Origin of the sequence: Rothia sp. (in: high G+C Gram-positive bacteria), assembly GCF_015265375.1 — a bacterium.
Lineage (GTDB): Bacteria > Actinomycetota > Actinomycetes > Actinomycetales > Micrococcaceae > Rothia.
In genome coordinates this window covers 1-11,651 of sequence record NZ_JABZXW010000062.1, presented here as the reverse complement: position 1 = coordinate 11,651, position 11,651 = coordinate 1, and the positions used below count along the sequence as shown (strand labels likewise).

The 11,651-nt window shown below is 61.2% G+C and carries 9 protein-coding genes and 1 pseudogene; 2 read left to right on the top strand and 8 right to left on the bottom strand.

Annotated features, from left to right (window positions below; translation table 11 throughout):
- Positions 1 to 275: 275 nt before the first annotated feature.
- The 5 genes from HXO69_RS07635 to murA form a co-directional block, all read right to left on the bottom strand.
- A complete protein-coding gene (locus HXO69_RS07635) occupies positions 276 to 1,394 on the bottom strand; it encodes a D-alanine--D-alanine ligase family protein (RefSeq protein ID WP_296546311.1) in 1,119 nt (372 codons plus the stop codon).
- Between the two features lie 115 nt (positions 1,395 to 1,509).
- Positions 1,510 to 1,959: a hypothetical protein gene (locus tag HXO69_RS07630; RefSeq protein WP_141752172.1), complete on the bottom strand. Its 450-nt coding sequence runs from the start codon at positions 1,957 to 1,959 to the stop codon at positions 1,510 to 1,512.
- A 141-nt stretch (positions 1,960 to 2,100) separates the two neighbouring features.
- A complete protein-coding gene (locus HXO69_RS07625; RefSeq protein WP_296546310.1) occupies positions 2,101 to 3,219 on the bottom strand; it encodes an NAD(P)H-dependent glycerol-3-phosphate dehydrogenase in 1,119 nt (372 codons plus the stop codon).
- Positions 3,220 to 3,330: 111 nt separating this feature from the next.
- The gene (locus tag HXO69_RS07620; RefSeq protein ID WP_296546308.1) at positions 3,331 to 4,188 is read right to left on the bottom strand and encodes a 1-acyl-sn-glycerol-3-phosphate acyltransferase; all 858 of its coding nucleotides are present in this window, start codon (positions 4,186 to 4,188) and stop codon (positions 3,331 to 3,333) included.
- On the bottom strand, positions 4,188 to 5,621 hold the full coding sequence (murA, locus tag HXO69_RS07615; RefSeq protein ID WP_296546306.1) for a UDP-N-acetylglucosamine 1-carboxyvinyltransferase: 1,434 nt from the start codon (positions 5,619 to 5,621) through the stop codon (positions 4,188 to 4,190). The genes HXO69_RS07620 and murA overlap by 1 nt, the downstream gene beginning before the upstream one ends.
- A gap of 689 nt (positions 5,622 to 6,310) precedes the next feature.
- On the opposite strand from murA, the gene HXO69_RS07610 reads away from it, so the two are divergent.
- Positions 6,311 to 7,762 (top strand): transcriptional initiation protein Tat, encoded by a 1,452-nt coding sequence (locus tag HXO69_RS07610; RefSeq protein ID WP_296546304.1) that lies wholly within the window; start codon positions 6,311 to 6,313, stop codon positions 7,760 to 7,762.
- A 204-nt stretch (positions 7,763 to 7,966) separates the two neighbouring features.
- Here the strand turns inward: HXO69_RS07610 and leuD are convergent, their stop codons facing one another.
- Together leuD and leuC are read right to left on the bottom strand one after the other, a co-directional pair.
- A complete protein-coding gene (leuD, locus tag HXO69_RS07605; RefSeq protein ID WP_005505627.1) occupies positions 7,967 to 8,560 on the bottom strand; it encodes a 3-isopropylmalate dehydratase small subunit in 594 nt (197 codons plus the stop codon).
- 26 nt (positions 8,561 to 8,586) lie between these two features.
- Positions 8,587 to 10,029 carry a 3-isopropylmalate dehydratase large subunit gene (gene leuC / locus HXO69_RS07600; protein WP_070831218.1) on the bottom strand — a complete coding sequence of 481 codons (1,443 nt, stop codon included), beginning with the start codon at positions 10,027 to 10,029 and terminating at the stop codon, positions 8,587 to 8,589.
- A gap of 410 nt (positions 10,030 to 10,439) precedes the next feature.
- Here leuC and HXO69_RS07595 point away from each other — a divergent pair, with 410 nt between their 5' ends.
- Positions 10,440 to 11,336 (top strand): IclR family transcriptional regulator C-terminal domain-containing protein, encoded by an 897-nt coding sequence (locus HXO69_RS07595; protein ID WP_371416058.1) that lies wholly within the window; start codon positions 10,440 to 10,442, stop codon positions 11,334 to 11,336.
- Positions 11,337 to 11,437: 101 nt separating this feature from the next.
- On the opposite strand, the pseudogene HXO69_RS07590 reads toward HXO69_RS07595, so the two are convergent.
- A pseudogene (locus HXO69_RS07590) lies at positions 11,438 to 11,651 on the bottom strand (hypothetical protein); the annotation flags it as partial.

Genomic DNA, 11,651 nt, shown 5'->3' with positions numbered 1-11,651 from the left:
ATTACGTTTTGCCTTATCAATACCACTTTAAAACTTGCACTCCATCATCCAAGCAGCCCCGAAGCAAGCAAGAGTGATTTTTCTCATGGGTGAAAAACGAGCGATTCTCATATACATCTGAGGGTCAATACGTACCAATTGATCCCCCGCATGCAGACATAAACTTGCTCGTTGCGCAAAAAAACGCCCCGACGCGAACCCCTCAAGAATCCGCGCCGAGGCGCCTCGCAGCAGGGGCTACCACTCCCCTACCACTACGTATTCAATGACTGAGCTTAGCGCAGACCCAGGGGGCGTTCCATCGCCAGGGTCAGCAGCTCGCTAATCAGGTCGGTGTAGGAAATGCCGGTGTTCTCCCACATGGTCTTGTACATCGAAATCGGGGTGAAGCCGGGCATGGTGTTCACCTCGTTGATGACCAGGCGGCCGTCCTCGGTGTAGAAGAAGTCTGCACGGGACAGGCCCTCGCCGTCCAGCGCCAGGAATGCCTTGACCGCCAGTTCGCGCAGGTGCTCCTGCACGTCCTGCGGCAGGTTCGCCGGGCACACGGTCACAGCGGAAGACTCAGAAACGTACTTCGCCTCGAAGTCGTAGAAGCCGTGGTCCTCATCCACAACCTCGATCTCGCCGGGGTAGGATGCGCGGGGCATCTCGCCGTGGTGGCCGTCCAGCACGGCGCACTCGATTTCGCGGCCCACGATGCCCGCCTCGATGATGATCTTCGGGTCGTGGCGGCGTGCCTCTTCAATCGCGGGCACGAGCTCCTCCACCGAATCCACCTTGGTAATGCCGAAGGAGGAACCGGCGCGGCTCGGCTTCACAAACATGGGGAAGCCCAACTTCAGCACGCGCTCCAGAATCTGCTCGCGGTCCTCGTGCTCCCACTGGCGGTTGGTGATGACCTCGTAGGGGCCGACCTCCAGGCCAGCGGACTCGAAGGCAACCTTCATGAAGTGCTTATCCATGCCCACAGCGGATGCGGTCACGCCGCAACCCACGTAGTGCAGGTCAGCCATTTCCAGCAGACCCTGCACGGTGCCGTCCTCACCGAAGGGGCCGTGCAGCAGCGGGAAGACAACGTCCACCGGCGCGGTGCGGGTCACAGTGCCGTCCTCGTCAATCAGGGTCAGGCGGGAATCGCCGGCACCCATCGGCAGGAACACCTGCTGGGTGCCCGCGGGGAACTCTGCGGTACCGCGAGTGCCCGCGGTCAGCTCGGCGAGCTGCTGCTCATCGGTCAGGTACCAGCGGCCGTCACGGGTAATACCGATAGTGATGACGTCGTAGGCGGTGCGGTCAATAGCGCCCAGAACGCCGGCAGCGGTAATGAGCGAAATCGGGTGCTCGGAGGAGCGGCCACCGCACAGCAGGGCGACGGTCTTCTTCTCGGTCATATATTTCTCCCTGTTCGTTTCGGGGCGTACCCGCCCCACTTACAGCCCATTGTATCGTCTCTTACGGGCCTTTCTGACACTAGTACCCAAGCTGCGGTAACCGCAGATACCGGGGTCATGGCGCACGGTGAATACGCAGCACAGGCCCATCAAATAAGGCGGTAATCAGCTGATGCATGTGCGCATCGTCGGTGGTGAGAGTGGCGGTGCGGGGGCGCCTGGGGTGAGTTTTTACCGGTTCCATCACACCTGTACCCGCCAGATGATGAGCGGTAATAGTTAGCACCGCCACACGTTCACGCCGCGTTGGAAACTCAGTGTGCAGTATCTGCCGCAGATATTCAGACACGTTCATGGTGTCCTCGGCAGAACCTGCGGCTGCGAGCACTATAGCGGTTTGAGGCAGCAGGTATGCCCATCGGCGGAATGCCATGACCCCCGTCATCTCCTCGGGGCACGAATCAGCCTGTTCGCCCCAGGGAACCACCACAATATCGGCGCTCTCAAGAGCCTCGTATATATCGGTGGTGTAAGTCACCGGAAGCTGGTGCGCGGTTTCTCCCATATCGGCGGGTTCCCACAGGTATACCGGGCGATCGCACTCGGTTTTTTGAGCTACCGACCCTGTAGCTGCAGCACACAGCGCCCCATACCCTGCGGAGCCCAACACAGCGGTGGTTACCGAGCTCAGGTTCATTGCGTGCTCTTAATGCCCTTCATGTTTAAGGGAACGCCCCAGCAGCTGAGGCGCCAAGTCCTCAATGCCAATGCGACCCGAAAGCACCGCCACCACAGCCTCCACGATGGGCATCTCCACGCCGTGACGGCGAGCCAACTCAGCCACCACGGGAGCCGACTTAATCGACTCGGCAGTCTGGCTCATGTGCTCGTGCAGGCGGTCAGGGGAAATACCCTGAGCCAGCAGACGACCCGCCGTGTGGTTACGGGACAACGGCGAAGAGCAGGTCGCAATCAAGTCGCCCATGCCAGCAAGACCGCTCATGGTCGCAGCCTCGCCACCCAACGCCACCGCCAGGCGGGTAATCTCCGCCAGGCCGCGCGTCATAATGGATGCCTTCGAGTTATCGCCGTAATTACGGCCCTCGCAGATACCCACGCAGAGCGCAATCACGTTCTTGACCAGGCCGCCAATTTCGGTACCAACCACATCCGTGTTGGTGTACGGGCGGAAGTAACCGCACGCAATCGCGTGAGCCACAGCCTCAGCCACCGGCAGAGTGCGAGCCGCAACCACGGAAGCGGTAGGCTCCTCCCCCATGATTTCCTTCGCCAGGTTCGGGCCCGAAAGCACGCACACGCGGTGCGGAATATGGCCAATCGCGCGCAGATCGGCACCGCGCAGAGCCATAGATTCTTCCAGCTCCTCGGTAATGACCTGCGACATGCGCAGACCCGTACCGGTCTCCAGGCCCTTCGCCAAAGAAACCAGCATGGCGTTCGGCTCAATATAGCGGGCGAAGCTCTGCAGCTGCGAACGCAGAACCTGCGCGGGCAAGGCAAGAACCACCATATCCGCACCGGCAAGCGCCGCGGGGGCATCCGCCGTGAAGTGCATGTTATCCGGCAGCTTCATTCCCGGAAAATAGCGGGCGTTCTCGCGGGTGCGTTCGCACTCAGCCATCGCCTGCTCATCACGACCGATGAGGGTCACGCGGGTGTCATCGCCGCGCTCGCGGGCAGCGTCCGCCGCAATCTTAGCGAAAGCGGTGCCCCAGCTACCGGCGCCGAGCACCGCAATAGACTGTACGGTTGCCGGAGGGGTAAATTCAGGGCTTGATGCGGGGGTGCGTCCAAAGAAGGTCACGAAAACACCTGCTTCTCTTCCTTGCGAGGTTATTGTGCGAGTCCCTGACAGGCGCCTCAGCAAATAGCCGCGGCATCTGTCAGGGCCTCTACGATTTTCCCAGCTGGGATGCTACTTTTCGTCCGGTTCGCCGAGCGCGCCACCGACCGGCCCCGAAGGGGTGCCGGGGGCTTCACGACGCTTCGTGCGGGGGTTCCAACGACCCTCAGGAGCCTTCTCGCCGCGGATCTTCTCCAGCTCGGCGGTAATAGCATCCAGCATGGCGTCGGTGACCACGCTCAGTTCGGTGCGGGTGTGCTTAGCCTCGGGGCTGGCGTCCTCAACGAGGGAAGCGATATCCAGTGCCTTACCAACCTTCACGCGAACGGTCTTGCGCGGGAACAGCGAAATCTTACGCTTCTCCTTCACGCGGCCGTCCTCGCCAGCCTCATCCACATAACCGAGAATCTGCTCGTCACCCCAGTGCGCCACCGGGTAGACAGGTGCACCAGTCGCAAGAGCCAGACGAGCCGCACCGGTACGCGCCTGCATGGGCCACAGCTGCGGATCGTGGGTGGTAGTGCCCTCCGGGAAAATCACGACGGCACCGCCAGCCTCAACAATCTTGCGGGCAGTAATCAGGGACTTACGCGCATCCACCGAACCGCGAACCACAGGAATATGCGCGAGCTTGCGCATAATGTAGCCGAGCACGGGAGCACGGAACAGCGAATCCTTCGCCAAGAAGCGCGGCAGGGCGCCCTCAACGAAAGCAGGGAAAGCCACGGTCACCGGGTCAAGCTCAGTAGTGTGGTTAGCCACGATAATGTACCCGCCGCTCTTAGGCAGGTTCTCACGATCGGTAATCTCAACGCGCGCGATGAGCTTGTACAGCCCGCGCGCAGCGTTACCGAGCACCTTGTACAGAGCATCACCGGAGGCGGTGGGCTCAATCTCAGGCAGAGCCTGCTTTCCCTGCTGTCCGCTCACTAGTCCTGAACCTCAACTTCCTCGGGCTCAACAACGACGATTGCCGCATCGGGCTTGGGGGCCTTCGATGCCTTGCGTGCCAGCACCTCAAAGTTGGCACCCAGGCCCTTGAGCTTCTGCTCGAAGTTCTCGTAGCCGCGTGCAATCAGCTCAACACCGCTCACGTGAGAGGTGCCCTTAGCAGCCAGAGCCGCAATGATGTGGGAGAAGCCGCCGCGCAGGTCCGGAACCTCAATGTCGGCACCGGTCAGCGGGGTGGGGCCAGAAATAATAGCGGAGTGGCCGTAGCCCTTGCCCTCGAAACGGCAGGGTGCGCCGCCCACGCAGTCACGCATAACGACAATATCCGCGCCCATCTGCTTCAGGGCGTTGGTGAAGCCGAAACGCTCCTCGTACACGGTCTCGTGCACGATGGACGCACCCTTAGCCTGGGTCAGCGCCACCACGAGGGGCTGCTGCCAGTCGGTCATGAAGCCGGGGTGAACGTTGGTCTCAAAGACGATGGGCTTCAGCTGAGCACCGGGGGTGCGCTGAGCCGGGTGGGTGAAGCGAATACCCTCGGCGGTCACCTCGTACAGGCCGCCCATCTTGCGGAACTGGTTCAGGAACGCAGTCATGTCCTTCTGAGCTGCACCGCGAACGAAAATGTCGCCACCGGTAGCCAGAGCCGCAGAAGCCCAGGAAGCAGACTCGTTGCGGTCGGGCAGGGACGCGTGATCGTAGCCGGTCAGCTCATCCACGCCCTCAATGACGATGGTGCGGTCCTCGTTGATGAAGATGATTGCGCCCATCTTCTGCAGAACAGCAATCAGGTCAATAATTTCGGGCTCAATCGCTGCGTTGCGCAGGATGGTCTTACCCTTAGCGCGCACACCGGTGAGCAGAACCTGCTCGGTAGCACCCACGGAGGGGTAGTTCAGCACAATCTCTGCACCCTTCAGGCCCTCTTCGGGAACAATCAGGGTGGTGCCGGTTTCGTCGTCCTTCTCAACGACTGCGCCGAACTTGCGCAGTGCAGACATGTGGTAGTCGATGGGTCGGTCACCGATCTTGCAGCCACCCAGGTTGGGGATGCGTGCGGTACCGAGAGTGTGCAGTAGCGGGCCCACCATCAGAATCGGGATGCGAGAGTTACCACCGAAGAGCTGAATCTCCTCTGCGTTCTTTGCAGCGGTGGTTGCATCCTGCGCGGGGTTAAGGGTCAGAACACCGGCTTCACGGTCGTAGTCAACCTTCGCACCGTGCAGCTCCACGAGGGTGGTAACGATTTCAACATCGCTCAGGTCGGGAACGTTACGCAGGGTCGAGGGAGTCGAACCGTGCAGTGCTGCGACCATAGCCTTGGGCACCAGGTTCTTGGCGCCTCGAACGTGAACTTCACCAACGAGCGGAGTGCCACCTTCAATGCGAAGCTTGCTGATGTTCTCAGTCATTAAAAATCCTTTGTGGAGTCGGCTGGTTTACGCCGAACTTTAACAGTGTGCCGATACGCCGCGTTCTGTCGTGCCGCGCCCCTGCCGGTAGCAGGGCGAAACGGGCGCATATATTCATCATTATTCTAAGCCCTGCGTAAAGGTGCTCCAAACACTGAAGAGCCTTTGGAACTCGCGACTAGGATTTTGCTCTGATGCGTATGTGAAAAACCGGTCTGAACCCTCAGATTCAGAGCCAGAAAAAACAAAAAGATACACAAATATTCACACTAATGCAAACATTTTTAGGTTCTTCACCGAAATTTGACGTTAGTTTCGTCTTTTTGACGCACGAATTTGAACTTGAGAGCAACCTCACCCCTACAATAACGTGCACACGCGTGCCCGCTGAGCGGCACCTCCACTCTCAAGGAGAAGCCAACCAGCTCTCAACTGCGGCATCGGCGCCGGCATTGCCGTTGCTCCACGCAGTACGGGGCCACACGGCAGGGAACGGGCGTGCAAACACTGCATACAACCTTGCGATGATGCCCAACTAAAACGGTTCGGCTTCCTGGTTCACTTCAACTTCAAAAATTCACTTCAACATCACCGTAAATATTCGAAAGTCAACCGAAAACCACGGCGCATCGCAACCAACCACAGGTTACTTCGCGGCTGCATCCGCGAACTACCGGAGGACCCCAAAAATGACACATCACAACACTGCATCACGCATTTCGCGCCGTCGCCTCGTACAGGGCGCTGCATGGAGTGCCCCCGTCATCCTCGCCAGCGCAACCATCCCCGCATGGGCGGCAAGCGGCGAGCCCACCTGCTCCCCCGCCCTGACCCTTAAGCCGACCGCCACCGGCTACGACGACAAGGCAGGCGCATACACCGAATGGCTCGTCCCCGAAGGCGTTGGACGAGTCCGCTTCGACCTTGTAGGCGGTGCCGGCGGTGCGGCAACCTCCTTCACCCCCCGCTACCTAACTGACGTCACGAACGCCTCCCTGGCTGGCGGCGGTGCCGGTGCACAGCTCAACGGCGTTCTGGCGGTCAAGTCCGGCGACATCCTGCGTGTCTGGGCGGGTAACGGCGGTGTCGGCTCTGCATCCGGCGCGAACCCCGCACTCGGCGGCGAAGGCTACGCGGCAGGCGGCGACTCCACCGGCTCCAGCAATGCAACCGGCAGTGCGCAGGTAGTGGGCACCGACAGCGGCTACGTGTACGGCGCATCCGGCGGCGGCTCCTCCGCGGTCGAGCTCGTTCGTGACGGCTCAGTCACCGTCGTGGCTGTTGCAGGTGCTGGCGGCGGCGGTGCACAGCTGGGCACCCTCACCACCCACCAGCACATCTTCGACACCCAGCCCAAGGATCAGCTGAACCCGGCACTGCGTATCGCCATGGAACACAGCGATGCCAACAGCACCGCGGGCGGTAGCGCAGGCGGCGACCTGGGCACCGACAACCCCGGCCAGGGCGGCATGCTCGTGGCAAGCCCCTACCAGGAGTTCAAGCCCCTCGACGAGGACGACAAGACCCTCGACATGCGCTTCATGGTCACCGGCGGTACCGCTGGCCGCTCCGGCGTGGCGGGCACCCTCGGCGAGGCAATGATCGGCATCCTCGACGAGAACAACGAGCTGAAGCTCATGCCCATGTCTACCCCCTGGTTTGAGTCGTACGATTTCCCGCGCTACTACCTCTACGGGGGCGACTCCGTGCATGAGGGAGAAAAGGGCACCGGCGGTGCGAACGCAACCGGCTCTTACCGCGGTAAGGGCGGCTCGGGCGCACTGCTTTCCCGAACCCAGGGCAAGCTCTCCCTCACCTCCGTAGCATCCGGTGGTGGCGCCGGCTACGGCGGCGGTGGCGCAGGACTGAACATCTGGACCGTTGGCTTATACTACGAGGGCGTTTTCGGCCGCCAGGTGCAGTTTGAGAACGAAGGCAACATCTACTCGCTCAGCGCCCTGAGCAGCGGCGGCGGCGCGGGCGGCAGCTACATTAACCACGAGGTGGTTTCTGACTTTGCTCTTGCCACCGCGCAGAACGCAAACCCGACCGCGGGCGTGCGCTCCCCCGGTTCGGCTGCACTGTACAGCTGCACCGAGAACGCAACCCTGAACACCCCCATCACTGAGGGTGCACTCTAAGATAGTCAATGAATGCGCCTCCCCGGAAGAATACTCCGGGGAGGCGCATTTGTATCTATGCCAAGGTTCTAGCGGAAAACCTGAGAGCATAGAAAAGCTCAGGACACAGAAAAGCTCGAAGGAGGCGACCTATTCAGTCGCCGCCTTCGAGCTTTATCTAGAGATGTCTAGGGCTTAGAGCGCTCGGCTTAGAGCTCCCCCTATTTAGAGCTCCTGAGTGCGGGGCATCCACGAGGGGCGCTTCGCCTCGTACGCCTCGATAGCTTCGAGGTTCTGCAGGGTCAGACCGATATCATCCAGACCCTCCATGAGGCGCCAGCGCACGTAGTCGTCAATCTCGAAGGGAACAACCAGCGCGCCCACGGTCACGGTCTTGGACTCCAGGTCAACGGTGATTTCGGTGCCGGGCTCGTGCTCCAGCGCCTTCCAAATCAGCTCAATATCGTCCTGTGCAACCTGCGCGGTGACCAGGCCCTGCTTACCCGAGTTGCCGCGGAAAATATCGGCAAAACGAGCGGAGATAACGACCTTGAAACCGTAGTCGCGCAACGCCCACACGGCGTGCTCACGGGAAGAACCGGTACCGAAGTCCGGGCCCGCCACCAGCACGCTACCGTGCTTGTAGGGCTCCTGGTTCAGGATGAACTCAGGGTCCTTACGCCAGTTAGCGAAGAGGGCATCGTCGAAGCCGGTCTTGGTCACTCGCTTGAGGTAGACGGCGGGAATGATCTGGTCGGTGTCAACATTCGAAGAACGCAGCGGCACGCCAATGCCGGTGTGCTTGATAATGGGTTCCATAATGGCTCCTTAGCTATAGCGGCGTGCTAGGCCACGACGTCGGACGGGGCGGACAGGGTACCGCGCACAGCGGTTGCGGCAGCAACCACCGGGGAGACCAGGTGGGTGCGGCCACCCTTACCCTGGCGGCCCTCAAAGTTACGGTTCGAGGTGGAGGCGCAACGCTCACCGGGTGCCAGCTGGTCGGGGTTCATACCCAGGCACATGGAGCAGCCGGCAAAGCGCCAGTCGGCACCGAAGTCCTTGAAGACCTTGTCCAGGCCTTCGGCTTCTGCCTGCGCACGGACCTTCTGGGAGCCGGGCACGACCATCATGCGCACGTTCTCGGCGATGGTGCGGCCACGCACGATGTCGGCTGCAGCGCGCAGGTCCTCGATGCGGGAGTTGGTGCAGGAGCCCAAGAAGACGACATCCACGGGGATGTCCTTCATGGGGGTGCCCGCCTCCAGGCCCATGTATTCGAGGGCGCGCTCTGCTGCAACCTTGTCATTCTCGTCCTCGAAGTCGTCCGGGGAGGGAACGGCGTGGCTCAGCGGAATACCCTGACCCGGGTTGGTGCCCCAGGTGACGAAGGGTTCGAGCTCGTCAGCGTTGATGAAGATTTCCTTGTCGAAGACGGCGCCTTCGTCGGTGGGCAGGCTCTTCCAGTACTCGACTGCCTTGTCCCACTCTTCGCCCTTGGGTGCGTGCTGGCGACCCTTGATGTACTCGAAGGTGGTCTCGTCGGGGGCGACCATGCCGGCGCGTGCGCCCGCCTCAATGGACATGTTGCACATGGTCATGCGGCCCTCCATGGAGAGGGAGCGAATTGCGGAGCCGCGGTACTCGAGCACGTAGCCCTGACCGCCGCCGGTGCCAATCTGCGCGATGACGGCGAGGATGATGTCCTTAGCGGTCACACCAGGCTTGAGGGTGCCTTCAACGTTAATTGCCATGGTCTTGAAGCGTGCCAGCGGCAGGGTCTGGGTTGCCATGACGTGCTCCACCTCGGAGGTGCCGATACCGAACGCGAGAGCGCCGAACGCACCGTGGGTGGAGGTGTGGGAGTCACCGCAGACGATGGTCATGCCGGGCATGGTCAGGCCGAGCTGCGGGCCGACCACGTGCACGATACCCTGCTCTTCGTCGCCGAGGGAGTGGATGCGCACGCCGAATTCCTTGGCGTTGCGGCGCAGGGTCTCGATCTGGGTGCGGCTGGTCAGGTCGGCGATGGTGCCGAAGATGTTGTCGGTGGGGGTGTTGTGGTCCTCGGTGGCGATGGTCAGGTCGAGGCGGCGCAGGGGGCGGTTCTCGATGCGCAGGCCTTCGAATGCCTGGGGGGAGGTCACTTCGTGCAGTAGCTGCAGGTCGATGTAGAGCAGGTCGGGCTTGCCGTTTTCACCGGGGACGACGACGTGTGCGTCCCAGACTTTTTCTGCCAGGGTGCGCGGACGGGTGCCCGCGGTGGTTGCGTTCTGTTCGCTAGTCATGCTTTCTCCTGCTTGATGCGTTCCTACGGTGGATGCGTTCGGTGTGGTGCGTGCCGCAGGTTTGCGGGGTTGAGGGGCGGATTATGTACCCGATGGGACCCTCAAATCGGTATTTTCCTGCGGCGTGTCGCATATTTTTTCGCGGATTCTTAGCCTGTGAGACGGCCTAGAAGCACCCCGAACCAGCAAGTGTTTTTGTGTGGGTTTATTCTATGACTCCAGGGTGATTTTGCGGGATTACTCGCATTTTTACGCGGTTTTTCGCATATTTTCACCCATAAACCCACATAAACACTTATTATGAAAAACTCATAATTTATCCCGTAGGGGGTGATTCCATCTTCAACTCTGCACTCCAAAGAGTCCATGAAGTCCGGGGTATCTTTCATATTCTGAGATAGAATATAAGAATGACTCCTTCCGCATCACGTTTTAACGCACACGGAATGCGTCACCCCAACGCATCCACACAACACAACGCACCGATTGTTGACCCCGTCAAGCCGCCCGAACACATGGCCGCCGACGAGCAGATGGTAGAGGTACACTCCCACGGCTCCTCCGGCGTTGGCGTGCTCGACAAAGCAACCCTCATCCTTGACTGCCTCGAGGCAGGCCCCGTATCCCTGGGCGACCTCGTCAAGGCAACCGGTCTGGCGCGACCGACCGCGCACCGCCTCGCCGTGGCGCTGGCACACCACCGCCTCGTAGCCCGCGACGTGCAGGGACGCTTCATGCTCGGACCCCGCCTGACCGAACTGGCATCCGCCACTATTTCTGATGAGCTCATCACCGTGGCTGACCCGATTCTACAGAAGCTCAGCCTCGAAGCTGACGAGTCCACCCAGCTGTACCGCCGCCAGGGCGACTGGCGTGTGTGCGCGGCGACCGCTGCGCGCCCCTCCGGCATGCACGAGTCCATTCCGGTCGGTACCCAGCTGTCCATGCAGGCTGGTTCCGCCGCTCAGGTGCTGCTCGCGTGGGAAGACCAGAACCGCATTGTTGAAGGTCTGCGCGATGCGCACTTCAGCGCCGCCATGCTCGCGGCTGTGCGCCGCATCGGCTGGGCGCAGTCTGTGGGTGAGCGCGAGCGCGGTACCGCCTCGGTTTCTGCTCCGGTGCGTGCCCCCGGCGGCAAGGTCATTGCGGCTGTGTCCATTTCGGGCCCGATTGACCGCATGACCCGCCAGCCGAACCGCAACTACCCCGAGCTGGTCGTCAAGGCTGCTCAGGCGATTACGGACGGTCTACGTGAGCTTGCGGCGTCCCAGCAGGCTCCCTGCGCTGAGGCTTCTGACGAAGACTAAGCTTCAGTAGCGTATAGATTTAATGGAAGAATCCCTCCCCGCCTCGATTGAGGTGGGGAGGGATTCTTTTGTGCGCTCTTTGAGAGCTGCCGGGCGGTTCACTAGATGTCCAGCGCCTTGCGGTATGCGTTCAGGCGTTTTGCCTCCTGCTGTACCGGGGCGACCACGCAGGACTGCACTGCCTTCTCCACGCCGGTCTGCAGGCGGCCCCGCAGTTTGCGTGCGTAGTAGCGTGAGCCCATCGCGGTGAGTAGCCTGCCCACACCCGCCGAGGCGATACCAAGCAATACGCCCAGCAGCAGAAGCAGGGTCGGC